Consider the following 22,258-nt stretch of genomic DNA (forward strand, 5'->3'; position numbering starts at 1 on the left):
GCACGCCACGGCGTCCGGACGTCGTACGATGACCCACCCGGTCGCCGTACGGCAACCCACAACACCGAAACCCAGTCAGAAGGAGGGCCCGCATGGCCACCACCGATGAGATTCGCGCCGACCTGGCCGAGATCGTGAACGAGGTCGCCGGGGTCCCCGCCGACGACGTCCAGCTCGACAAGTCGTTCACCGATGACCTGGACGTCGACTCGCTGTCGATGGTCGAGATCATCTACGCCGCCGAGAACAAGTTCTCGGTGTCCATCCCCGACGAGGAGGCCAAGAACCTCCGCACCGTGGGCGACGCCGTCGCCTACATCGAGCGCGCCCAGGCCTGAGCAGCAGCCTGCTCCGACCTGACCCGCCGCTCGGCGGCACCGGCCCGGCGCAGCCCCACCCCCGCTGCGCCGGCCGGGCCACCCACACCCCAGTCAGCTGACAAGAAAGGCAGTGCTGATCATGGATCGCACCACCGTCGTGATCACCGGGATGGGGGCGGTCACGCCCCTGGGCGAGGACGTCGCCAGCACCTGGCAGGCCATGCTGGCCGGCCGCTCGGGTGTCCGCCGCCTCGAACACGACTGGGTCACCGAACTCGACCTGCCGGTCCGGATCGGCGCCGAGATCCCGTTCGACCCGGCCAGCCGGCTGGACCGCGTCCAGGCACGCCGGATGGACCGCAACACCCAGTTGGCCACCCTCGCGGTGCTGGAGGCCTGGGCCGACGCCGGGTACGGCTTCGGTGACGAGAACGAGGTCGACGGCGACCGGCTCGGGGTGTGCATCGCCACCGGGATCGGCGGGCTGTCGACGCTGATCTCGGCCTGGGACACCCTGACCGACAAGGGCGTCCGACGAGTCAGCCCCTTCGCCATCCCCATGCTGATGGGCAACGCCGCGGCCGGCTCGGTCGCGCTGCGCCTCGGTGCCCGCGCCGGGGCCCACACCAACGTGTCGGCCTGCGCCTCGGCCAACGAGGGCATTGCCACCGCGGTCGACATGCTGCGGCTGGGCCGCGCCGACGTCGTGGTGGCCGGCGGCACCGAGGGTGTCGTCCACCCGCTGCCGCTCGCCGCCTTCGGCCAGATGCAGGCCCTGTCACGCCGCAACGACGAACCCGAGCGGGCCTCCCGGCCGTGGGACGTCGACCGCGACGGCTTCGTCCTCGGTGAGGGTTCGGTGCTGTTCGTGCTGGAGCGGCTGCAGAACGCCCAGGCCCGCGGCGCCAAGATCTACGGCGAGGTGTCCGGTGCCGGGATCAGCAACGACGCCCACGACATGGTGCAGCCCAACCCGACCGGCGAGACCCAGGCGATGGCGATGACCCGCGCCCTGGCCGAGTCCGACCTGGCGCCGACCGACATCGTCCACATCAACGCCCACGCGACCTCGACCCCGGCCGGTGACCCCGGCGAGGCGAAGGCGATCCGGCTCGCCCTGGGCGATGCCACCGACGCCTGCGTGGTCACCGGCACCAAGTCGATGCACGGCCACCTGCTCGGTGGCGCCGGCGCGATCGAGTCGCTGGCCACCGTGCTCGCCCTGCGCGACCGGATGGTGCCGCCGACGATCAACCTCGACAACCCCGAGCCCGACCTGGCGATCGACATCGCCACCACGCCACGGGAGCTGGCCGCCGGCGACCTGGCCGGCATCAACAACTCGTTCGGTTTCGGTGGCGCCAACGTCGCGGTCGCGTTCACGAACCGCTACGCGACCTGATCACGTGGCGGCCCGCGGGAAGGGTCACGGGGTGACGGCCGCCGCCGCGTTCACCAGACCGGCGCCGTAGAAGCCTTCGCCGGCGCCACCGGTGCAGATGGCGTCGGGCCGCCCGTCGCCGGTGTAGTCGTACTTCACCGGGCACGCCTTCGGCGTCGCCTGTGCCAACAGCACCTCACGCACCTGGCCGGCGTTCAGCTCGGGACGGGTGCTGCGCAGCAGTGCCACCACCCCGGTCACGTGCGGGGCCGCCATCGAGGTGCCCTGCTGCCAGCCGTACGTGCCGCCGGGGAGCGTGGAGTAGATCGCGTCGGTCTCCGCGGCCCGCTCGTCGCGCCAGTTCAGCCAGGCGTCGCCACCGGGGGCGGTGATGTCGATGACGCCGTGCCCGAAGTTGGAGTAGTACGCCTTCCGCCCGGTCGGGCCGACGGCCGACACGGTGATCGCGTCGCGCCCCTCCGCCGGGATGTCGACGCAGCGCTGGTCGGTCACCCGCTCGGTCGGGGTGCCGTTGTTGGGGCTGCCCTTGTCGGTGATCGAACCGGCAAGGTCCCACCGCGCGTTGCCGGCGGCCGCCACGTTGACCACGTCACGGGAGCCGCTCCACGCCAGGGCCCGGTTCACCGCCCAGATGACGGCCTGTTGGTCGGGCGAGCTGGCACACCACAGCCCCCACGGATCGATGAAGTACGAGTTGTTGGTGACCGACAGCCGCTGCTGGCCGGCCCACATGAAGCCGCAGATCGCGTACTCGGGGTAGATGTAGCCCTGCTCGTCGACCACCTTCACCGACGCCAGCCGGACGTTCGGCGCGACGCCGATGATGCCGACACCGTTCCGGGCGGCAGCGATCGTGCCGGCGACGTGGGTGCCGTGCCCCGATCCGGTCGGCTGCCACGCCGCCGGACGGGTGTCGGGTCGGCCGTCGTTGGTGCACCCCACCGACAACCGTGCGTCGACGTTGGCCTGCAGGTCGGGGTGGGTCGGGTCGACGCCGGAGTCGAGCACACCGACGGTGACCGAGCGGGACCCGTCGGTCGTCAGATGGGCCTTCTCGGCGCCGATCTGGCGCATGTCCCACTGCTTGGCGAACTCCGGCTCGGTCTCGTCCCGGCCGCCCGTGGTGCCGGGGCCGAGTGGGCCCGCCGGCGCAGCGTCGGTCACCAGCCGGTACGGCTGCTTGGCCGCCATCGCCCGGGTCGCGCCGACGGCGAGCACGCCCGGATCGCCGCGCAGGTCGTGGGCGAAGTCGGCGCGCTGTGACTCGACGACGACGACGCCGATCTCCGGCCACTGCTGCAGCACCGTGCCACCCTGGGCACGGATCGAGGTGACGGTGGCCGCGAGCGGGCCCGGGGCCGGACTGACGACGAGGTAGTTGGTGAGGACGGTGGTTGCGGCACGGGCCGTCGGCACCACGCCCGCCACGACCAGGACGGCCAGCACCAGCACACACGCCAACCGTGTGGTGCGTCTCCTCATCGACCGCCTCCCTCCCCTGGCACACCCTTTCTCGTCCACACCCATCGGGTCAAGTGCTGCTGGGGAAATGTCCCGAAACCGATGCGTCGGGTCGCAGGCCTCAGACCACCTGGTGCAGCCAGCGGACCGGTGCATCCTCCCCGGCGTGCCGGAACACCTCCAGTTCATCGTCCCACGGTCGGCCCAGCAGCTCGTCCAACGATGCCAGCAGATCCTTGCCGCCGAGCGCGTCGGTGGCGATGGCGTGCTTGATCCGCTCCTCGGGGACCATGATGTCTCCGTGTTGTCCGATGGCGGCCTGGAACACGCCGAGGTCGGGGGTGTAGGCGTACCGCACGCCCTCGGAGGTGGCGGTCGGATCCTCGGTGACCTCGAACCTGATCCGCTGCCACCCCTGGAAGGCGCTGGTGAGCCGGGCCGCGGTCCCGGCCGGGCCGGTCCAGGCGAATTCCGTACGGTAGCTGCTCCGCTCGGCCGGTTGGACCGTCCAGTCGAAGCGGGCGGGGTCGCCGAAGACCGCTGCGGCGGCCCACTCGACGTGTGGGCACAACGCACCGGGTGCGGAGTGGACGTACAGGACGCCACGGCTCGACTGGTCGAGCAGGTTGCTGCTCATCGGTCCTCCTGGGCTCGAGGTGTGCCTTCCCCGACAACCTCGCCGAACACAGGCGGATCCACGTCCATTGTGCACCATGGACCACTTCCGCACCAGAGCTGGGATCCCGGTTGCGGTGGGCGGACCTCAGGCCCGGTTGAAGCGGTCCACCACCAGGTCGACCAACGGGACCGGTGCCGGCTGGTCGGGCCGCAGCAGCGGTCGACTGACCACCGGGCCGGTTCGATCGGCGATCCCGGCGAAGAAGCCGGGCGCGAGCAGGTGGCTCACCACCACCACGCGTTCCCCAGTGGCGCGCAGCCGGTCGGCCACCGCTGCGGTGCGCGGTTCCCCGGCGGCGAGGTAGCTGACGTGCACCCGGTCGGCCGGGTGCTCGGGGTGCGTGCCGCGGATCCGGGCGGCGAGCAGCTCGGTGGCGGTGGCTCCGTCGGCCACCGCGCTCGCGTCGGAGGATCCGGCCGAGGCGACGACGACATGGTCGCCGGGTCGCCAGTCGGTCTCGCGGAGTCGCTGGTGCAGCACCTCGGCGATCCGCGGATCAGGGCCGAGGGCGGCGGCCAGCCGGACCCGGTCGTTGCCGCAGCCGTCCACCGCCGCGGCCAGGTCGACGTGGACGTGGTAGCCGGCGGCCAGCAGCAGCGGCACCACGACCACCTCGCGGTCGGCCAGGTCGGCGAGCGCGTCCGGCACCGACGGCTGCTCGACGTCGACGTACGACTGCCGCACCTCGACCCGGGGCAGGGCCGCGGCAACCGCGTCCACCAACGCGGTGATGGCGGTACGGCCCGGCAGGGACGAGGTGCCGTGCGGGCACGCCAGCAACACCGGGAGCAGCTCAGCCGGTTCGGTCGGTTCGGTCGGTTCGGTCGTCCCCGTGGTCATCGGGCCCCCGCCCCGCCGGGCGCGGGCCGTACCCCGAAGATCGCGGTCCCGACGCGGACGCAGGTGCTGCCGTGGCTGATCGCGAGCTCGAAGTCGCCCGACATGCCCATCGACAACTCGTCCCAGCTGCCGGGGGCGCCGCCGGCGCGGAGCCGGTCGCGGAGCCCGGCCATCGTGTCGAAGCAACCGGCGACCCGCGCGGTGTCGGCGGTGTTGGCGGCCAACGTCATCAACCCTCGGACCCGAAGCCGGCCGAAGGCGGCGAGCTCGTCGGCGAAGGCCGCGACGGCGTCCGGCTCCAGCCCGAACTTCGACTCCTCCCCCGAGGAGTTCACCTGGACGAACACGTCCAGTTCGCGGCCGGCGGTCGCCAGCCGCTTGTCGAGCTCGGCGGCGACCCGTCGGTTGTCCAGGGCGTGGAACTCGGTGGCGAGCTGGGCCACCACCTTGGCCTTGTTGGTCTGCAGGTGCCCGATCGCGGCCCAGCCCAGGTCGGGCAGTTCGTCGGCGAGCTCGGCCGCCTTCGCCTGCAGTTCCTGCACCTTGTTCTCCGCCACCACCCGCACCCCGGCGGCGTGGGCGGCCCGGACGGCGTCGGCCCCGAAGGTCTTGGAGACCGGCAGCAGGCGGACCTCGGCCGGATCGCGGCCCGCGGCGCGGCAGGCGTCGTCGATCCGGCGGCGGACGTCGGCCAGGTTCGCCGCGACCCGGGTCGCGTACTCGTTCATCGGCGATCAGCTCCGCAGCCACACCACGGCGTTGTTGCCGCCGCGGCAGGTGGTCTGGGTCCGGTTGCGCTCGCACGCCATCGTGTAGTCCTTCTTGGTGACGGGGCTGTGTGCCTCGACGTCGAACCGGGTCGCCTCGGGGTCGGCGGCGGCGACGGCCGCGGCGACCTCCTTGGCGAACTCGCACGAAGTGCCCGATGCGGGGACGAAGACGTTGCCGCCGCACGGCTTGGCGCCGGCTGCCATCGTGGTCGGGCCCTCGCCCGGCGTGGGGGTCGGGGTCGGAGTCGGGGTGGGCGTCGGCGGCGCCGGGGTCGTCTCGGCCGCGGTCGGTGACGGCGGAGCCGGTGCCGCACTGCTCGGCGGTACGGGCGGGGGCACGGGCTGCCCGGTCTGCTGGGCCTGTGGCGTCTGCAGCATCGAGACCGCCACCACACCCGCACTGGCCAGCGCCACCGCGAGCACGACGCCGACCAGCACGATCATCGTGATGGTCTGGCGTCGCTTCCGACGTTCCCAGTCGTCGTTCACCGGCAGCGGGTCCGACGGCGGTGGCGGTGGGGTCGACGCCCCGTCGGGCCGCGTGTACAACACGTGATCCGCCGAGCCGGGGCTGCCGTACGGGGCCTGCTGGTACGGGGCCTGCTGGTACGGGGCCTGCTGGTGGGTTGCCTGCGAGGGCTGGTCCAGCCGGATCGACCGTGCCGGCGGTGCCGCCGCCCAGCCGGCGTTGCCCGGGCCGACGTCGTCGCGGTACAGGCCGGACACCTGAGTGGTGTCGGGCCCCCCGGACGCCCCGGGACGCCCCCACGTCCCGGACTGCTGCCCGAGGTCGGGCGGCAGCGGCATCCGGCAGGCCGCACACGACAGCACGGTCGGCGCCACCTCGGCACCGCAGTTCGGGCAGTTGGGCATGGCTCCTCTGGGGTTCGTCCTGCCCCCATCCTAGAAGGCGTGCGACCCCATATCATGTCAGCCAGTCCCCAGCATGAGGAGCCCGGGTGCGGCCACCCCCAACGCCACCACCGGCCCGACGCGTCCTGGCCGCGGTGGTCCTCGCCGTGGCTGCCGCCGTCCTCGGGTCGTGTGCGTTGACTCCGGTGGTCCCGCTGGGGACGCCGACCGCCACCCCCTCCGCCCCGCGGAGCGCCATGCCATCCCAGTCCGAGAGCCCGCCCGCCACTCCCACCCCGCCACCCAGTCCAACCCCGGGCCCGACGAGTCAGGCCGCCACGACCCCGGCCACGAACCTCTCCGAGCTGGACGCCGAACTCGCCACCCTGGAGCGGCAGTCGGGCGCCCGGCTCGGGATCGCAGTCACCGCCCTCGGCGGGGGTCCGGCCCACCAGCTCGGCACCCTGTCGACCGGGGTTGCGTGGTCGACCGCGAAGGTCCCGCTCGCACTCGCCGCCATGGCCGACCGCCCCGGGGAGCCGACGACATCGCTGGTCCGGCGGGCGATCCGCAGCTCCGACAACGAGGCCGCCGAGGCGCTGTGGCAGGACTGGTCGGACCCGACCCGTGCCGCCGGGCGGGTGACCGAGGTGCTCCGCGACGGTGGCGACCGGCGGACCGTCGTCCCCGACGTCCGGCGTCGGGCGCCCTGGTCGATCTACGGCCAGACCGAGTGGCGACTGGACGACCAGGCCACCTTCACCGCACGACTCCCCTGCCTGGCCGGCGGGGAGCAGCTGATGGCCGAGATGGCGCAGGTCGACGACGGCCAGCGGTGGGGCTTCGCCGCGTCGGCACTGCCGGACTCCGTGACGGCCGCGGTGAAGGGTGGCTGGGGTCCCGGCCCCGACGGCGGTTACCTGGTGCGGCAGTTGGCGATCGTCGCCTGGGGCGATGGCACCCGGGTCGCCGTCGCCCTGGCGGCCGAACCGGACTCAGGCACCTATGCCGACGGGACGGTGGCGCTGGACCGACTGGCGGCATGGGCCCTGGCACACGTCGAGGTGGCCCCGGCCGACGGCTGCTGACCCGACCGGCGCATGGTGACCCTTGACCAATCGGACATCTTCCCCCTACGTTGACGCAAACGGTTGCACGGAGATGTGCGACCTCGACGAGAGGGACCCCCCATGACCACTCGACCGCTCCGGACCACCAGGCGCAGCCTCCTCGCCTTCACCGCGGCGGGCCTCGCCGTCGGCGGCCTGGCCCAACCGGCACGACGGGCCCACGCCGCACCACCGAGCCTCGACCTCAACGCCTGGATCGAAGAACAGGTGGACTACATCGTCGGCAAGCAGGTGGCCTCGGGCGCCCTGCGTGGCCCCACCGACGATCAACTGCAGCCGTACTTCTCGAACTGGGCCGCCCAAGGCCTGGCCGCGGCCAACACGCCGCGCAGCCGCGAGGCGCTCGGCAAGTACATCGGCTGGATGCTCAACCACGTCAACACCGCCGAGGAGGACCCGTACGGCATCCCCGGCACGGTGAGCGACTGGCACTACGACGAGGAGACCGGCGAGGAGACCAGCCTCGGCGAGTACAGCTCCACCGACGCCGGCACCACGGTGCCGATGATCGCCGCGTACGACGCCTTCCAGACCGGTGACCGCGACCTGCAGCACCTGGTGATGGAGAACCTCGACACCTACTGGGTGATGGCCTCGGCGACCACCGACGGCCAGTACGGGGTCCGGATGCCCGACCACCTGTGCTGGGCCCGGCCGAACGTCAAGATGAAGTACGTCCAGGACAACGGGGTGGTCTACAAGGGCCTCAGCAAGCTCGCCTGGCTGATGCGCCGGGCTGGTCGTGGGCAGCAGGGCCGGTTCCTCGCCCTCAAGGCACGGCAGACGCGTCGGGCCATGATCGACATCCTGTGGGACGAGGAGCGCAAGAACTGGGGTTGGGGCCACGGTGAGACCTTGTTCAAGGACTCCGAGCCGTGGGACCGCTTCATGGCCGACGCCTGGTGCCAGTACTGGCAGGTGCAGTTGGACGTGACCAAGCCGAACGACCGGATGTCCAAGCTGGCCTGGCAGGCCTACACCGCCCCGGATGCCTACCCGCGGTGGATGTACAACGAGATCGACAACAACTTCCCGCACACCGAGATGGCCTACAGCGCCGTCCTGATGGGTGAGCCGGAGAACGCGGTCCGGCTGTTGCAGCTCTGCAAGGAGCAGTTCTCCGACAACAACTGGGGGTCGCTGCCCTGGTACCACGGCGAAGCCGGCCACACCTTGCGTACGGCCCGCCTGCTGCTCGACACCGGCTACGGGAAGTGAGTCGGCCATGAAGCTGCTCACTGGTTCCACGGTCGTACGGCGGATCGTCATCGGCCTGGTCGCCGCGTTCGCCCTGGTGGGTGCCGGCGCCGTCGGCGCCACCGCCGAGGACTACCTACGCGACGCCAACCACAACGACAAGGTCGCGATCCGGGGGTGTGTGATCCGGTTCGACGAACGCAACGCCGCCGGTGAGACGGTGCCCCGCATCCACGCGAACTCGGCCCACTACTGCGTCGGGGTCACCGGCGTGGAGGTCGAGGACGACGGGGACCTGCTGATCCGGTCGAACACTCCGGGGCCGATCATGTCGCTGTCGGTCTCGCCGGACGAGTCGCTGGCTCGGCTCGGCTACACCTGCGGCGCCTCGGGTGGCCTCAGCACGACGATCATTCGCTGCTACGACCGGGACGGGGTGAAGATCGCCGCCGACTCGCCTCGGATGTACGGCGCCTACAACAACCTCTGGCTGACCTGGTTCACCTGGCAGGACGGCTGACGAGTTGATCATGTGAGTCGATCACTGAACTGATCGTGCAAGGCAAACAGCCCGGCGCCGTCTCGGTGCCGGGCTGTTCTGCGTCCTGTCACCGCAGCAGGTACCAGATGATCAACAACGTGATGAGGAAGCCGACCCCGTAGTTGATCATGAGAAACTTCCGCCAGCCGCGGTTGGCCCGCGCGGAGTCCCGGTCCGCGAGCCGTACGTACGGTGCCGCGAGGGCAACGTACGGCACCACCAGCGGTGCCACCAGCGGTGCCGGCCATGGTGCGCTGATCATCAGCAGCCCTGCCAGCGTCCACATCCCGATCGCGAACCGGACGGTCGGCGCGGCGCCCAGCTGGGTGGCGATCGACCTGATCCCACCGACCCGGTCCGGGATGACGTCCTGGACGGCACCGAAGGCGTGGGCGGCGACCCCCCACGCCCCGAAGCCGCCGAGCACCGCCCACACCTGAGGGGTGAACCCGGCCCCGGCGAGGGTGAGTGCGTAGCCGACCGGGCTCACGAAGTGCACCGAGGAGGTGATCGAGTCGAGGAAGGGACGTTCCTTGAACCGGAGGCCCGGAACCGAGTAGGCCAGGACGGCGAACAGGCTGAACGCGAGCACCAGCCACGACCCCGGGCCGCCGAGGGCGACCAGCACGGCCACGCACGGCACCGACACCCCCACCGCCGCGAGCAGGGTGACTCGGTGCACCGAACGGGGCAGCACCGCCCCCTCGGCGCCGCCCTTGCGTGGGTTCGCCACGTCCGAGGCATGGTCGAAGACGTCGTTCACCCCGTACATCAACAGGTTGTAGGGGAACAGGAAGAACAGGGTCCCGACCACCAGGGCGAGGTCCACCTCACGGGTGCTCAGCAGGTACGCCATCGCGAACGGGTGGGCGGTGTTGATCCAGCTCAGCGGTCGTGAGGCGAGGACGACGTGTCCGGCCAGCCGGAGACCGGCGGGCGCGGTCACGTCGCCCGCCGCCGACGCAGCAGGTGCTGGAGCGAGGTCAACAGCAGCAGTCCGGCGATCGGGTAGGCGAAGTCCTCCACCGGTGCGAGGCCGATCCGCCAGCCGGAGATGTGTTCCTCGGCGTAGGCGAACAACCCCACGGCGATCATCACGTTGTCGAACACCGCCGTCAGCACCACCAGGACCAGGGCGGTCAGCAGCAGGGCCGGCAGCCGGCCCGGGGGGCCGGACCGCCAGGTGAGGGCGGCGACGAGGCCGGCGAATCCGACGAAGACCGCACACAACACCAGGTACGTCATGCCGCTCCGTCCCGTCGGCCCACCAGCCGTAGTGACCCCGCGTACAGCACCAGGGTGAGGTAGCAGAGGAAGACGAGGAAGAACAGTTCCTCCAGCGGCAGTTCCGGGGCCAACAGCACCCCGGTCATCAAGGTGGTGGGTGCCCGGAAGAAGATGCCCAGCCCGATCCCGGCCAGGTCCCACAGGCCGAAGAACAGCACTCCGATCACCAGCAGCAGCCAGCCGTGACGGGCGTTGCGCCAGAACACGAGGCCGAAGCGACGATCGAGCAGCACCATGCAGCCGATCAGGGCGCACAGCACCGCCAGGTAGACGACGTTCATGCCCCGACCTCCGCCGGCTCGGGCAACCGACCACCACCGCGCACCCCGCGGAGCCGCTTCGCCACCAGCTCGGCACTGATCAGACACATCGGCACCCCGACACCGGGCACCGTGGTCGCGCCGGCGTGGAGCAGACCCGCGACCCGCGGCGAGGCGATGCGACCACGGAAGAAGGCGCTCTGCCGCAGGACGTGGGCCGGCCCCAGGGCCGAGCCACGCCAGGAGTTGAAGTCGCCTGCGAAGTCCGCGGGCCCGACGGTCCGGCGCACCACGACCCGCCGGGCCAGGTCGTGCTCGCCGGTCCAGGCCGCGATCCGGTCGACGGCGGCATCGGCGACGGCTTCCACCCGCGCATCTCCCGTACCGTCGGTACCGCCTGCCCCGATGGTGACGTCGGCCGGCAGCGGCACCAGGACGAACAGGTTCTCGTCCCCGGCCGGTGCCACGTCCGGGTCGGTGGCACTCGGGCGGCACACGTACACCGACGCCGGGTCGGGCACCCGGCCGGCCTCGATGGCGGCGAAGTTCGCCCGCCAGTCGGTCGTGAAGAGCAGGTTGTGGTGGGCCAGGCGCGGCAGTCGTCCCCGTACCCCGAGCATCACCAGGACCGCCGATGGCCCCGGATCCATCCGGGACCAGGTGGCGGTGGAGCGCGTCCGGTGTCGTCGATCGAGCAGGTGCTGTTCGGTGTGGTGCAGATCGGCCGTGGACACCACGACGTCCGCCGCGACGTGGTGGGTGTCACCGACGGGGTCGCGGTGGGTCAGACCGGTGGCGACGCCGTCCCGCACGGTGATCCGGGTGACCGGGCTCTCGGTGTGCAGGACCGCCCCGTGGTGCCGGGCCAGCCGGGCGATGCCGGCGACCAGTCCGGCGAAGCCGCCCAGCGGGTAGGACACCCCGTCCTCCAGGTCCAGGTGGCTCATCAGGTGGTACATGCTGGGCGCCCGGTACGGCGACGTGCCCAGCAGCACCGCCGGGTAGCCGAGCAGCTGGCGCAACCGCGGATCGGTCGCCGTACGGGCGGCGAAGGCGTCGAGTGACTGGCCCAGCAGCCGGGGCAACCGGTGGGCATGGCGCAGCACCGACGGGGTGAGCAGTCGCCAGGGTGCGGCGAAGTCGTCGTAGAGGAAGTGGTCGACCGCGAGCCGGTAGGTCGTCCGGGCCGAGTCGAGGTGGCGCGCCATCCGCGGCCGGCTGCCCGGTTCGACCTCGTCCCACAGCTCCAGCACCGCCGCGCGATCGGCACGTACGTCCAGCGGCGCCTCACCGGACTCGAAGAACACCCGGTAGCCGGGGTCCAGGCGTACCAGGTCGAGCTGTTCGGCCGTCGTCGTGCCGAGCAGCCGGTAGAAGTGCTCGAACACCTCCGGCATCAGGAACCAGGAGGGCCCGGTGTCGAACCGGAACCCGGCCGCGGTCCACGAACCTGCCCGCCCTCCCAGGTCGGCACGGGCCTCGAAGAGGTCGACCCGGTGGCCGTCGGCGGCGAGCAGGGCGGCGGTCGCCAGCCCCGAGACGCCACCACCGATGATCGCGACCCGGCGCTTCATCGGAGGGCCCCGGCCCGTGACCGGGTCGGCCGCACGGCTGCGCCCACCCAGATGGCTGCCTTCCGGACCGTCGGCACACTCACCCGGGTCGTCAACAGCCGGCTGGCCGGAGTCGCGTGCAGTGTCTTGACCAGGGCGGTGAACAGGGCACAGGCTGCCGCGACCCCGCGACGGGAGCTCGGGGGCAGCTCGGGGATGGTCCGGGCGGCGGCGGCAAGATCGGTTTCGATGTCTGCCAACAGCTGGACCTTCTGCTCCTCGGTGATGTGGGCCGGATCGACGCCGGGGAAGTAGCGGCGGTCCCGTTGCAGGTAGTCCTCGCCGAGGTCGCGCAGGAAGTTGATCTTCTGGAACGCGGCGCCGAGGTGTCGGGCGCCGAGTTCGAGCCGCGCGCGTTGCCCGTCGTCGACCTCGTGGCCGAGCAGGAAGGCGCGGAGGCACATCACCCCCACCACCTCGGCGGAACCGTGGACGTAGGTCGCGAACTCGGACTCGGTCAGCGCCACCGGGTCGAGGTCACGACGCATGGACGCGAAGAACGGCGCGGTGAGCTCGGTGCCGAAGCCGACGTGTCGGGCGGTCCGGCCGAACGCATGGACGACCAGGTTGGGGCTGAAGCCACTGGTCAGGGCGTGCTCGACCTCCTGCTCGAGCTGGGTGAGCGAGGTGCGACACGACTCGACGTCGAGTCCGGCCTCCTGGGCGGTGCCGTCGACGATCTCGTCGGCGACGCGGACCAACGCGTACACGTTCGCCACGTGCTCGCGGACCTCGGACCCCAGCAGCAGGCTGGCCAACCCGAACGAGGTCGAATAGCCACCGATCACGCGGGCAGCACTGCGTCGTGCGACGTGGCTGTACAGCTCCAGTGCCGAGCCCCTCACCGCCACCGCTCCCCCACCACACCCGAGAGCTGGAGCAGCTGTTGGCGCAATCCTGCGGGGACGGCGAGCCCTGCGATGAGAGCGCGGGCGGCGTCGACGTTGTCGGCGATGTGGCGCTCCACCTGCTCGAGTGCGCCGCTGTCGCGGATCACGGTGCGCAGCCGCGCGGCACCGTCGGCGTCGAGGTCGGGCCGGCCGAACAGCACCGCGACGTCACGCCAGGCCGGGTCGTGCCGTGCATGCCCGATCAGCAGGGTCTCCTTGCCCTCCCGCAGGTCACCGGTCGAACTCTTGCCGGTGACGTGCTCGGCCCCGAAGACGCCGAGCACGTCGTCACGCAGTTGGAAGGCGATCCCGAGGTGACGCCCGACCTGGCCGAGCCGGGCCCGTACGTCCGCCGTCGCACCCGCCATCAGCGCCCCGGCCTGCAACGGTGCACCGAATGAGTACGCCGCCGTCTTGTTCGCCACCGTCTCGAGCACGACCTGCTGGTCGGCAGGCGCGACCATCGAGCTCCACACGTCGGCGTGCTCGCCCGCTGCGGCGCGGTGGACGCAGTCGTCGACCAGGTCGAGCAGCACCTCCCGGCGCCTCGGCGGCAGGGACACCCCGGCGACCAGCCGGTGCGCGGCACTGATCAGCAGGTCGCCGGCCAGGATGGCGGCGGCGCGACCGTACCCCGCAGCTCGGTCGTCGCCCGCGCCGGCGTCGATGGCGGCCACGATGGCCTGCCCTTCGACGTTGGCGCGCCCCCGCCGGAGCAGGTCGCGATCGATCACGTCGTCGTGGATCACGAAGGCGGTGTGGAGGAGTTCGAAGGCGGCGGCCAGCCGGACCACGTCGCCGGACTCGGCTGTGGTCGCCGGCCCGGCCAGGTGCCGATGTGTCAGCAGCACCAGCGCCGGACGGAGCCGTTTGCCGCCCCGGGCGGCGTCGGCGATCCACCGCCACAGGCTGCGGTACGGCTCGTCGTACGACTGGGCCCGCGCCTCCTGCCGGGTGAAGAACTCGTCCAGGAACGCCGTCACCTCCGGGGCACCCGGCGCAGGATCGACCTGCCCCGTACGCGATGTGCCCGTGGGTGATGTGGCCGTACGTGATGTGGTCGTCATCGCGCCTCGCCATCAGTGGGCCCCGGTGCGCCCGTGCGCCGCGTGGCGGCGAGCAGCGGCAGCTCAGCAGCCTGGCTCACCAACCACGGGCTGAAGGCCCACGGGGTGAGCGCGATCGAGGCGGCGAGGTCGCCGGGTCGCACCCACCGGTGGGCCATCACCTCGGTCGGGTCCGGATCCGGTTGGTCGCGGGTGCGGGCCGTGTAGACCGGGCAGACCTCGTTCTCGACCACACCCGAGTCGTCCACGGCCCGGTACCGGAAGGTGGGGAGTACCAGGGTCACCGCCTCGACCGCAATCCCCAGCTCGTCCCGGGCGCGTCGTGTGACGGCGTCGCCCACCTGTTCGCCGGGGCCCGGATGGCCACAGCAGGCATTGCTCCACACGCCCGGCCAGGTCGCCTTCGACAGGGCTCGCCGGGTGACCAGGACTCGACCCGCGGGGTCGGTGACGTGACAGGAGAAGGCAAGGTGCAACGGGGTGTCGGCGTGGTGGACCGAACTCTTCGGAGCCACACCGACCCGGGAACACGCCTCGTCGAGCAGGATCACCTGCTCGACCTCCTCGAGGGTCTGATCGATCAGCACTGACTATCCCGTCTATTATCTCGCTTGGCGTACTTTTAGCCTAGCATGATGTGTCGGACTGGGGATAGCATCTGCGCCATGACCCGGCCCCGCGACGAGATCGCCGCAGCGATGCACGATCCGCGCGTGGTCGACGCCGAGGGAGAGCTCGTCGATCGGGCAGACCTGTCCCCCGCCGAGGTCGACCAGGTGGTGGCGGTGATGAATGCGCTGCGCGACTGGCACGAGGCAGCCGAGCGGATGAACGCCGCCTCCCAGCGCTACATGAAGCTCAACCAGACCGACATGCGGGCGGTGCGGTACCTGATCGCCGCCCACAACCAACAGCGCCTCGTGACCCCGGGAGCGCTGACCCGTTACCTGGGCATCTCAAGTGCCTCGACCACGAAGCTGTTGGACCGACTCGAGCACGGTGACCACGTCGTCCGGAGCCCGCATCCCACCGACCGCCGCGCCGTCGTGGTCGCGGTGACCGACGCCACCCGGGTCGCTGCCCGCGAATCGACCGGGCGCCAGCACGCCCGGCGGTTCACCGTCGCCGCACGGTTGAGCCCGGCCGAACGGGACGTGGTGATCGGATTCCTGGCCGCCCTGAGTGCGACCGAGCGTGCCGTCGAGGCGTCAGCCGACAGCACGCTCCCAGTCGGCGACGGGGCCGGACACGACGACGAATGACGGGTGGCAGCGCGGCAGGTCGACGTCGGACCACCGCCGGGCCACGTCGGGGCTCCGAACCGCCAGTTTGCCCATCAGGTGGGTGAGCTCGAAGCGCAGTTGGCCGTCGGTCACCACGATGCCCTCACCGACCGCCGGCGTCGCGATGATCCGCCCACGGTCGAAAGCGTACCCACGCCCGTCCGCCTCGTCGGCCACCGCCGCCAGGTAGCCGGCGAGACCGACCAGCGGGTCAGCCGTCGCCCGGAACCGGTGCAGTTGTGGGTGTCGGGTGTAGCCGCGGGTCCGACCCGCCAGGACGGCTTGGGCGAGCAAAGCCTCCCGCCAGCAGGCGGTGAGGCCCTGCCGGTCGAGGTACTGCGGATGCAGCGACCACAGACGCATCAGCGGTCCCGGGCGGGCGGCGCCGGCGTCAGGGCCATCGGGCGGCCAACGAGGCCAGACCGGCCGCGGCCAGCACGGCCAGCAGCAGGCCGAGGCCGGCGTACTGCGAGGTGACCTCCTGGTCGACCATCTCGACACCGACCGAGGAGGAGATGTCGTCGTACACCTCCTCGAGCTGGCTGGCCGACTCGGCGGCGTACGCCTTGCCGCCGGACACCTTGGCGACGTTCGCCAACTCGGGATAGTCCACCGGGACCGGCTCCTCACGGCCGCCCTCGGTGATGATCACGCCGTCCTTCGTGCCGTACGCGATGGTGTAGATCGGGACGTTCTGCTCCTTGGCCTCCTTGGCCGCCATGTCGGCCGACCGGCCGGTCTGGGTCTTGCCGTCGCTGAGCAGGACGATCCGGGCCGGCACCTCGGCGTCGGGGTCGTCGGGATCCGGTGGCACCAGCAGCAACGACTCCAGCGAGCTGTAGATGCCCTCACCGATCGCGGTACCGGGCTGCAGGTAGAGGTTCTCGATCTGCTGGACCACCAGGGCGTGGTCGGTGGTGGGCGGCACCACCAGCCGGGAGGTGGCCGCGAACGTCACCAGCGAGACGTTGAACTTGTCCGGCATGCCGCGGACGAAGTCGGCGGCGGCCTTCTTCGCCGCCTCCAACCGGCTCGGGTCGACGTCGGTGGCCTCCATCGACTTGGAGACGTCGATCGCCACCACGATGGTGGCTCGCTCGCGCGGTACCGCCACCTCGGTCTTCGGCTGTGCGTACGCGATGGTCAACGTGAACAGGCTCAGGATCGACAGCCCGACCGCGAGGTGGCGACGCCAGCCCGGCTCCCGGGGGATCACCGAGTCCAGACTGGAGCGTCCCCGGCTGAGACGCTTGCGGCCGAGCAGCCAGGTGGCGACCAGGTACAGCCCACCCAGGACGGGCACCAGCAACAACCACCACAGTCGCCACGGGGCGAGAAATTCGATCATCGGGATCATGGCCACCTCACCGCCAACGAGATCGCTCCCAGCGCCGCCACGACGGCGAACACCAGTCCCAGCCCAGCGTAGCGCGCGGTGATCTCCTGGAACTTCGTCACGTATCCGACCGAGCTGCCGATGTTCTCGTACACCACGGCCAGGTCCTCGGCCGACGCGGCGGCGAAGTACTGGCCTCCGCTGATCTCGGCCAACTCCTTCATCTGGTCGTGGTTCACCGGGACGGGTTCGCGCTTGCCCTCGAGGTCGACGTAGCCGTTCTCGGTGCCGTACGCGATGGTGTAGACCGGCACCCCCCGCTCGGCCGCCTTCGCGGCCTCCTGCTGGGGTGACTGGCCGGTCGTGTTCTCACCGTCGGACAGCAGCACGATCGCCCCGGGGATCGCACCCTCGGGGTCGTTCGGGTTCTTGGGTGCCTGGTCGAGCGACTGCATGGCGGCGGCGATGCCGTCCCCCAGGGCGGTCGAGTCCGACAGGGTCAACGTCTCGATGGCCCGCTTCGCCTGCTGGTGGTCGACGCTGGGGGTGGTGATGATGCGGGTGTTCCCGGCCATCGACACCACCGACACGTTGAACCGGTCCGGCAGTTGGTCGACGAAGGTGATCGCGGCGTCCTGGGCGGCGCGCAGCCGGTTCGGTTCGACGTCGGTGGCCTGCATGGACAGCGAGGTGTCGATCACCAGCACGATGGTGGCCCGCTCCCGCGGAACCAGCGCCTCGCCGAGCGGTTTGGCGAACGCCATCGTCAACGTGACCAGGCTCAGCAGGGCGAGCGCGAACGCGAGGTGGCGGCGCCACTGCGACTGCTTGCCGATCACGGCCTGCAGCATCGAGGTGTTGGTGTAGCGCATGCCGCGGCGGTTCTTGCGGCGCATCGCGAAGACGTAGAGCCCGACCAGCACCGGGATCGCGATCAGCAGGAGCAACCGGACGGGGAACTCGAAGGCGACCGGGACGAAGCTGCGGAAGAAGTCGTTCACCGGCTCACCCCCTGCGGCGGTTGGTGCAGGATCGCGGCCACGCGCCGGTAGGAGAGCACGAAGCGCGCGATGTCGGCCACCCAGTCGCGGTCGGTACGCAGCTGGATGTGGCCCACTCCTGAACGACGAAGGGCGACCCGGATTCGTTCCCGCTGGGCCTGGCTGGCCGCGTTCATCCGTTCCCGGGTGCCGGTGTCGGAGGTGTTGACGTACCGCTCGAAGTCGGTCTCGGGGTCACGGATCAGCATGTCGCCGACGTTGGGGAACTCGACCTCGCGGCGGTCCAGCACCTCGATCGCGAGCACCTGGTTGCGGACCGCGAGGCGGCGCATCGGACGCTCCCACTCCGGCTCGACGTCGGGGTCGACCTCGTGGTCGCCGGGGGTCAGGAAGTCCGACACCACCACGCGCATGCCGCGACGTCGCTGGGTCCGCGACAACTGTTCGATGCCTTCGGCGAGGCTGAGCGGGCCGGTGTCGTGGTCGTGCACCAGCGGCTCGTCCAACATCTTGCGCAGCAGGCCGTAGAGCGCGGTCCGACCGGATCGCGCCTCGAGCCGGCGCAGCTCGTCGGGTCGCATCATGTAGCCGCCGAACCGGTCGCCCATCTTCTGGCTCAGGAAGCCGATGGTGGCGATCGCAGCGATCCCGAGGTCACGCTTGGTGACGCCCTCGGTGCCCCAGTTCATCGACGGGGTGACGTCGAGCAGGGCCCAGATCTCCAGCTCCCGGTCACTGATGGTGTCGCGGACGTGTGGGGTCTGGGTCCGGGCGGTGACGGCCCAGTCGATCTTGCGGACGTCGTCCTCGCCCGGCTGGTAGGGCCGAGCCTCGTTCGGGTCCGACCCGGGACCCGGCAACAGGCCCATGTGGTCACCCAGCAGGAAGCCCTCGAGCCGACGGACGATGGTCAGCTCGAGTCGGCGCAGCGCCGCCTCGGGTGCGAGCTTGTTGAGCGGGATCGTGGGTTGCGTCGGCTCACCGACGACCGACGCCGCGGCGTCGACGGGCGGTCCCGAGGGTGGGGCGAACTGTGGTTCGGGCACCGTGTCGGCCTAGCCGAAGTCTTGGCGACGAGGCTGCTGCTGCCCGTACCCCTGTTGCGGTTGGCCCTGCTGGGGATGGCCCTGCTGCGGTTGGCCCTGCTGCCCGGGTGCCGGGTACTGACCCGGCGACGGGAAGTTGCCGGGCTGCTGGCCCTGCGGCGGCTGGCCGGGCGGCGGGAACTGCTGGCCCTGCGGTTGTGGCGGCCGGTTGGCCGAGTTCTGGTGTTGCGGGCGGCCCTGCTCGCGCTGGCCCGCCTGGGCCGGCTGGTCGCCGCGGGACCGGCCGCCGGCCCACACCGGGGTGGGGGGCGGCACCATCGCCACGATCCGCTCGACCACGTGGTCGGGTGAGATGTTGTCGGCGACGGCGTCGAAGCCGAGCACCAGCCGGTGGGCCATGACGTCCTTGGCGACGGCCTGCACGTCGGTCGGCAGCACGTAGTCGCGGCCGTGGATCAGCGCGAGCGCCCGGGAGGCGGCGACCAGGCCGAGCGTCGCACGGGGCGAGCAGCCGATCTGGATCACCGGCTCGAGGTCGGGCAGGTTGAACTCGGCCGGCGAACGGGTCGCCATCACGAGCCGGACGATGTACTCGGCGAGCAGGTTGTGGACGAACACGTCGGAGGCCTTGCGCTGCAGCTGCAGCACCATCTCCGGGTTGAGCACCGGGTTCGCCTCGGGCGGGTCGACGCTCATCCGGCGGAGGATCTCGAACTCCTCGTTGCCGCGCGGGTACGGGACGTCGACCTTCAGCAGGAAGCGGTCACGCTGGGCCTCCGGGAGCGGGTAGACACCCTCGGACTCGACCGGGTTCTGGGTGGCGATCACGATGAACGGCTTCGGCGCGGGGTAGGTCTTTCCGCCGATCGACACCTGCTTCTCGGCCATCAGCTCCAGCATGGCCGACTGCACCTTGGCGGGTGCGCGGTTGATCTCGTCGGCCAGCACGAAGTTGACGAAGACCGGGCCGAGCTCAATCTCGAACTTCTCCTGCGACGAGGAGTAGATCCGGGTGCCGACGATGTCGGAGGGCACCAGGTCGGGGGTGAACTGAACGCGGGCGAAGTCGCCGCCGACCACGGTCGCGAAGCTGCGGACGGCCAGCGTCTTGGCGACGCCGGGGACACCTTCGAGCAGAATGTGGCCCTTGGCGAGCAGCCCGACCATCAGCTGCTCGACCATGTGCTCCTGACCGACGATCACCCGCTGCACCTGGTCGATCGCCTGCCGCAGCAGTCCCGCCGCCTGCTTGTTGTCCATCGCCTCACCGTCGGTGGAGGCGCGGTCACTGCCGGCGCCGGGGGCGGCCTGATCGGTTGTCACGCAGTTGCTCCTCGAAGTCGTACCGGTGCCGCCGGAACGACGGCCGACGAACATGCCACGGGCCACGATACTGGCCGGGCCTCACCATTCTGGCATCCGCGCCGGTCCAGTCGCGCGGGCGCCGGGGGGATCGACTCCCCGACTGCGCCGGTGCCGGCGCGCGAATTGGCGCCCATCCGTACGGTGTAGGGGCACCGCGTTCGACCACCGATGTGATGAGATGTGAGGCGATGTCAGCTCCCACGCCACCGGGTTCGCCCCAGGGCGGATCGCCCGATTCGCCTGCCGACGGGCGACTGTTGAACCCGCTCGTCCCGACCGACCCGCCGCGGGTCGGTCCGTACTGGCTGGACTCCCGGTTGCGCAGTGGACCCAGTGGCGTCGCCTACCTGGCCCACAGCGACGAGGGCGACGAAGCGGTCGTCGTCCGGCTCAGTGAGGGGTCGGCGGCCGACGCCGCGGCCCGGGACCGGTTCGCCGGGCTGGTCAACAAGCTCCACATCGACTCCGTGCTCGCCCGCGGTGGGCAGAGCCAGGACACCGGTCGGTGGGCCCGCAAGTTCATCCCCGAGGAGGGGTTGGCCGGCCACGACGACGAGCCGGAGGCCCCCTGGGTCGCGCTGGCGCACACCGGCACCGAGGACGACCGCGTACTGGCCGACCACCTGCTCGCCGAGGTGGAGTTGCGCACCCTCGGCCAGCAGGGCACCCCCAGTGGGCCCGACTACCGGCACTACTGGCTGCACAAGGTCCGGCCCGGGCTGACCAAGGTCTGGCCGTTGCCGTGGCCGGGGCGCCGTGACCGCGCCGGGTGGCCGACGGTCCTGATCTCGTGGCTGCTGATGATGCTGCTGGCCGTGCTGGCCGTGCTGATCGCGATCTGGCTGTTCCACGACGAACCGCCGTCGCCGCCGCCGGAGCCGATCCCGCAGAGCGGCAGTGGTAGCGGTACCGGCTCGCCGCCGCCGCAGTCGGGCAGCCCGTCGCCGCAGGAGTCGCCGTCGGAGACCGGCAGCCCGTCACAGAGCGGATCGGGCAGCCCCAGCGGTTCGCCGAGTCCCACCCAGGGGTCCGGCAGCCCGTCGTCGGCGAGTGCGTCGCCGCAGCCCAGTGGCACCGAGTCCGGCGGCGGACAGCAGAGTCCGCGGTCGCGGCTGTGAGCAGTCTGCGTCCCCGGTTGGTGGTGACCGACCTCGACGGGACCTTCCTCTCCCCCGACGGCACCGTGTCGCAGGCCAACGCCGAGGCGGTGGTGGCTGCACGGGAGGCCGGGCTGGAGTTCCTGATCGCGACCGGTCGGCCGTTACGCTGGCTGGACGAGGTGTCCGACATCGCGGGCGTCCATCCGCTGGTGATCGCCAGCAACGGTGCGATGTTGTACGACACCGGCTCCGGCGAGGTGCTGCGCAGCCACCCGATCGACCCGGCGGTGGCCAGTGATGTGGTGATGGACCTGCGGCGGGAGGTGACCGGCACCTCGTTCGCGATCGAGCAGGGCTGGCGGTACGGCGTCGAGCCCACCTACCTGCGCCGCCCGCTCGGGCAGGACATCGTGTTCGAGGGGCCGTTCGAGAAGCTGGTCGCCGACGCCCCGTTCGTGAAGCTGCTGGCGCAGAACCATCAGTACAGTGCCGACCGGTTGGCCGAGCTGGCCGGCGAGGTCATCGGTGACCGGCTGACCGTCACCCACTCCTCCGACGACGGGCGCGGCCTGTTGGAGCTCAGCCCGGCCGGGGTCAGCAAGGCGTCGATGCTGGCCGAGCACTGCCGCGCGCGCGGCATCGCGGCCGAGGAGGTGGCCGCGTTCGGTGACATGCCGAACGACCTGGCGATGCTGCAGTGGGCCGGGATGCCGTACGTGATGGAGGGGGCCCACCCGGCGGTGCTCGGGGTGGGCACCGTGATCGGCAGCAATGCCGACAGCGCCGTCGGTGGCGTCATCACCGGCTGGCTCGACTGA

24 protein-coding genes and 1 pseudogene are annotated in these 22,258 nt (G+C 71.2%); 8 read left to right on the forward strand and 17 right to left on the reverse strand.

Features of this window, described 5'->3' with window-relative positions; genetic code table 11:
* Positions 1–92: 92 nt before the first annotated feature.
* Positions 93–338 (forward strand): acyl carrier protein, encoded by a 246-nt coding sequence (locus tag ACQBAU_RS11995; protein WP_434550650.1) that lies wholly within the window; start codon positions 93–95, stop codon positions 336–338.
* Between the two features lie 121 nt (positions 339–459).
* On the forward strand, positions 460–1,722 hold the full coding sequence (locus ACQBAU_RS12000) for a beta-ketoacyl-[acyl-carrier-protein] synthase family protein (RefSeq protein ID WP_434550651.1): 1,263 nt from the start codon (positions 460–462) through the stop codon (positions 1,720–1,722).
* 24 nt (positions 1,723–1,746) lie between these two features.
* Here the strand turns inward: ACQBAU_RS12000 and ACQBAU_RS12005 are convergent, their stop codons facing one another.
* The 5 genes from ACQBAU_RS12005 to ACQBAU_RS12025 form a co-directional block, all read right to left on the reverse strand.
* Positions 1,747–3,204: a S8 family peptidase gene (locus tag ACQBAU_RS12005; RefSeq protein WP_434550652.1), complete on the reverse strand. Its 1,458-nt coding sequence runs from the start codon at positions 3,202–3,204 to the stop codon at positions 1,747–1,749.
* A gap of 100 nt (positions 3,205–3,304) precedes the next feature.
* Positions 3,305–3,820 (reverse strand): DUF3145 domain-containing protein, encoded by a 516-nt coding sequence (locus ACQBAU_RS12010; RefSeq protein ID WP_434550653.1) that lies wholly within the window; start codon positions 3,818–3,820, stop codon positions 3,305–3,307.
* A gap of 126 nt (positions 3,821–3,946) precedes the next feature.
* Positions 3,947–4,702, reverse strand: a complete 756-nt coding sequence (locus ACQBAU_RS12015; protein ID WP_465256445.1) for a sirohydrochlorin chelatase — start codon at positions 4,700–4,702, stop codon at positions 3,947–3,949.
* Entirely contained in the window at positions 4,699–5,430 is a 732-nt protein-coding gene (locus ACQBAU_RS12020; protein WP_465256444.1) for a YggS family pyridoxal phosphate-dependent enzyme, read from the reverse strand. The genes ACQBAU_RS12015 and ACQBAU_RS12020 overlap by 4 nt, the downstream gene beginning before the upstream one ends.
* Before the next feature lie 6 nt (positions 5,431–5,436).
* The gene (locus tag ACQBAU_RS12025) at positions 5,437–6,345 is read right to left on the reverse strand and encodes a hypothetical protein (RefSeq protein WP_465256443.1); all 909 of its coding nucleotides are present in this window, start codon (positions 6,343–6,345) and stop codon (positions 5,437–5,439) included.
* Positions 6,346–6,431: 86 nt separating this feature from the next.
* Between ACQBAU_RS12025 and ACQBAU_RS12030 the strand changes: the two genes are divergently transcribed.
* From ACQBAU_RS12030 to ACQBAU_RS12040, 3 genes are all read left to right on the forward strand, one after another.
* The gene (locus tag ACQBAU_RS12030) at positions 6,432–7,412 is read left to right on the forward strand and encodes a serine hydrolase (protein WP_465256442.1); all 981 of its coding nucleotides are present in this window, start codon (positions 6,432–6,434) and stop codon (positions 7,410–7,412) included.
* 102 nt (positions 7,413–7,514) lie between these two features.
* Entirely contained in the window at positions 7,515–8,672 is a 1,158-nt protein-coding gene (locus tag ACQBAU_RS12035; protein ID WP_465256441.1) for a hypothetical protein, read from the forward strand.
* A 7-nt stretch (positions 8,673–8,679) separates the two neighbouring features.
* Positions 8,680–9,171 carry a hypothetical protein gene (locus ACQBAU_RS12040; protein WP_465256440.1) on the forward strand — a complete coding sequence of 164 codons (492 nt, stop codon included), beginning with the start codon at positions 8,680–8,682 and terminating at the stop codon, positions 9,169–9,171.
* An 88-nt stretch (positions 9,172–9,259) separates the two neighbouring features.
* On the opposite strand, the gene ACQBAU_RS12045 is transcribed toward ACQBAU_RS12040, so the two are convergent.
* Genes ACQBAU_RS12045 through idi form a run of 7 tightly spaced genes read right to left on the reverse strand, consistent with a single transcriptional unit; the run spans position 9,260 to position 14,896 of the window.
* Entirely contained in the window at positions 9,260–10,138 is an 879-nt protein-coding gene (locus ACQBAU_RS12045) for a prenyltransferase (protein ID WP_465256439.1), read from the reverse strand.
* Entirely contained in the window at positions 10,135–10,437 is a 303-nt protein-coding gene (locus ACQBAU_RS12050; protein WP_434550661.1) for a lycopene cyclase domain-containing protein, read from the reverse strand. The genes ACQBAU_RS12045 and ACQBAU_RS12050 overlap by 4 nt, the downstream gene beginning before the upstream one ends.
* Positions 10,434–10,760, reverse strand: a complete 327-nt coding sequence (locus ACQBAU_RS12055) for a lycopene cyclase domain-containing protein (RefSeq protein ID WP_434550662.1) — start codon at positions 10,758–10,760, stop codon at positions 10,434–10,436. The genes ACQBAU_RS12050 and ACQBAU_RS12055 overlap by 4 nt, the downstream gene beginning before the upstream one ends.
* Positions 10,757–12,313, reverse strand: coding sequence for a phytoene desaturase family protein (gene crtI / locus ACQBAU_RS12060; protein ID WP_465256438.1), 1,557 nt, complete (start codon positions 12,311–12,313; stop codon positions 10,757–10,759). Before crtI ends, ACQBAU_RS12055 begins: the two co-directional genes overlap by 4 nt.
* A complete protein-coding gene (locus ACQBAU_RS12065) occupies positions 12,310–13,197 on the reverse strand; it encodes a phytoene/squalene synthase family protein (RefSeq protein ID WP_434550664.1) in 888 nt (295 codons plus the stop codon). The genes crtI and ACQBAU_RS12065 overlap by 4 nt, the downstream gene beginning before the upstream one ends.
* A complete protein-coding gene (locus ACQBAU_RS12070; protein ID WP_465256437.1) occupies positions 13,194–14,309 on the reverse strand; it encodes a polyprenyl synthetase family protein in 1,116 nt (371 codons plus the stop codon). Before ACQBAU_RS12070 ends, ACQBAU_RS12065 begins: the two co-directional genes overlap by 4 nt.
* Positions 14,306–14,896 (reverse strand): isopentenyl-diphosphate Delta-isomerase, encoded by a 591-nt coding sequence (gene idi, locus ACQBAU_RS12075; protein WP_465256436.1) that lies wholly within the window; start codon positions 14,894–14,896, stop codon positions 14,306–14,308. Before idi ends, ACQBAU_RS12070 begins: the two co-directional genes overlap by 4 nt.
* A 78-nt stretch (positions 14,897–14,974) precedes the next feature.
* Between idi and ACQBAU_RS12080 the strand changes: the two genes are divergently transcribed.
* Complete coding sequence (locus ACQBAU_RS12080) at positions 14,975–15,571, forward strand: MarR family winged helix-turn-helix transcriptional regulator (RefSeq protein WP_434550667.1); 597 nt, start codon at positions 14,975–14,977, stop codon at positions 15,569–15,571.
* Here the strand turns inward: ACQBAU_RS12080 and ACQBAU_RS12085 are convergent.
* The 5 genes and pseudogenes from ACQBAU_RS12085 to ACQBAU_RS12105 all read right to left on the reverse strand — a co-directional run.
* Positions 15,518–15,955, reverse strand: a complete 438-nt coding sequence (locus ACQBAU_RS12085) for a pyrimidine dimer DNA glycosylase/endonuclease V (RefSeq protein ID WP_434550668.1) — start codon at positions 15,953–15,955, stop codon at positions 15,518–15,520. The genes ACQBAU_RS12080 and ACQBAU_RS12085 overlap by 54 nt on opposite strands.
* 28 nt (positions 15,956–15,983) lie before the next feature.
* Complete coding sequence (locus ACQBAU_RS12090; RefSeq protein WP_434550669.1) at positions 15,984–16,955, reverse strand: VWA domain-containing protein; 972 nt, start codon at positions 16,953–16,955, stop codon at positions 15,984–15,986.
* Entirely contained in the window at positions 16,946–17,929 is a 984-nt protein-coding gene (locus ACQBAU_RS12095) for a VWA domain-containing protein (RefSeq protein ID WP_465256435.1), read from the reverse strand. Before ACQBAU_RS12095 ends, ACQBAU_RS12090 begins: the two co-directional genes overlap by 10 nt.
* Positions 17,926–18,975 (reverse strand): DUF58 domain-containing protein, encoded by a 1,050-nt coding sequence (locus tag ACQBAU_RS12100; RefSeq protein ID WP_434550671.1) that lies wholly within the window; start codon positions 18,973–18,975, stop codon positions 17,926–17,928. Before ACQBAU_RS12100 ends, ACQBAU_RS12095 begins: the two co-directional genes overlap by 4 nt.
* A 291-nt stretch (positions 18,976–19,266) precedes the next feature.
* Positions 19,267–20,235, reverse strand: a pseudogene (locus tag ACQBAU_RS12105) (AAA family ATPase); the annotation flags it as partial.
* 293 nt (positions 20,236–20,528) lie between these two features.
* Between ACQBAU_RS12105 and ACQBAU_RS12110 the strand changes: the two are divergent.
* Positions 20,529–21,458: a hypothetical protein gene (locus tag ACQBAU_RS12110; RefSeq protein ID WP_465256434.1), complete on the forward strand. Its 930-nt coding sequence runs from the start codon at positions 20,529–20,531 to the stop codon at positions 21,456–21,458.
* Positions 21,455–22,258 carry an HAD family hydrolase gene (locus ACQBAU_RS12115; RefSeq protein ID WP_465256433.1) on the forward strand — a complete coding sequence of 268 codons (804 nt, stop codon included), beginning with the start codon at positions 21,455–21,457 and terminating at the stop codon, positions 22,256–22,258. Before ACQBAU_RS12110 ends, ACQBAU_RS12115 begins: the two co-directional genes overlap by 4 nt.

The sequence above is a fragment of the Carbonicoccus niuqiaonis genome (assembly GCF_050157065.1).
GTDB lineage: Bacteria > Actinomycetota > Actinomycetes > Propionibacteriales > Propionibacteriaceae > Avipropionibacterium.

Bases quoted from the DNA above. Each gene is read 5' to 3' on its own strand.
- ACQBAU_RS12085 (WP_434550668.1), bottom strand. From the start codon at position 15,955: ATGCGTCTGTGGTCGCTGCATCCGCAGTACCTCGACCGGCAGGGCCTC.
- ACQBAU_RS12035 (WP_465256441.1), top strand. From the start codon at position 7,515: ATGACCACTCGACCGCTCCGGACCACCAGGCGCAGCCTCCTCGCCTTC.
- ACQBAU_RS12055 (WP_434550662.1), bottom strand. From the start codon at position 10,760: ATGAACGTCGTCTACCTGGCGGTGCTGTGCGCCCTGATCGGCTGCATG.
- crtI (WP_465256438.1), bottom strand. From the start codon at position 12,313: ATGAAGCGCCGGGTCGCGATCATCGGTGGTGGCGTCTCGGGGCTGGCG.
- ACQBAU_RS12000 (WP_434550651.1), top strand. From the start codon at position 460: ATGGATCGCACCACCGTCGTGATCACCGGGATGGGGGCGGTCACGCCC.
- ACQBAU_RS12010 (WP_434550653.1), bottom strand. From the start codon at position 3,820: ATGAGCAGCAACCTGCTCGACCAGTCGAGCCGTGGCGTCCTGTACGTC.
- ACQBAU_RS12025 (WP_465256443.1), bottom strand. From the start codon at position 6,345: ATGCCCAACTGCCCGAACTGCGGTGCCGAGGTGGCGCCGACCGTGCTG.
- ACQBAU_RS12005 (WP_434550652.1), bottom strand. From the start codon at position 3,204: ATGAGGAGACGCACCACACGGTTGGCGTGTGTGCTGGTGCTGGCCGTC.
- ACQBAU_RS12040 (WP_465256440.1), top strand. From the start codon at position 8,680: ATGAAGCTGCTCACTGGTTCCACGGTCGTACGGCGGATCGTCATCGGC.
- ACQBAU_RS11995 (WP_434550650.1), top strand. From the start codon at position 93: ATGGCCACCACCGATGAGATTCGCGCCGACCTGGCCGAGATCGTGAAC.
- ACQBAU_RS12070 (WP_465256437.1), bottom strand. From the start codon at position 14,309: ATGACGACCACATCACGTACGGCCACATCACCCACGGGCACATCGCGT.
- ACQBAU_RS12110 (WP_465256434.1), top strand. From the start codon at position 20,529: ATGTCAGCTCCCACGCCACCGGGTTCGCCCCAGGGCGGATCGCCCGAT.
- ACQBAU_RS12050 (WP_434550661.1), bottom strand. From the start codon at position 10,437: ATGACGTACCTGGTGTTGTGTGCGGTCTTCGTCGGATTCGCCGGCCTC.
- ACQBAU_RS12015 (WP_465256445.1), bottom strand. From the start codon at position 4,702: ATGACCACGGGGACGACCGAACCGACCGAACCGACCGAACCGGCTGAG.
- ACQBAU_RS12080 (WP_434550667.1), top strand. From the start codon at position 14,975: ATGACCCGGCCCCGCGACGAGATCGCCGCAGCGATGCACGATCCGCGC.
- ACQBAU_RS12020 (WP_465256444.1), bottom strand. From the start codon at position 5,430: ATGAACGAGTACGCGACCCGGGTCGCGGCGAACCTGGCCGACGTCCGC.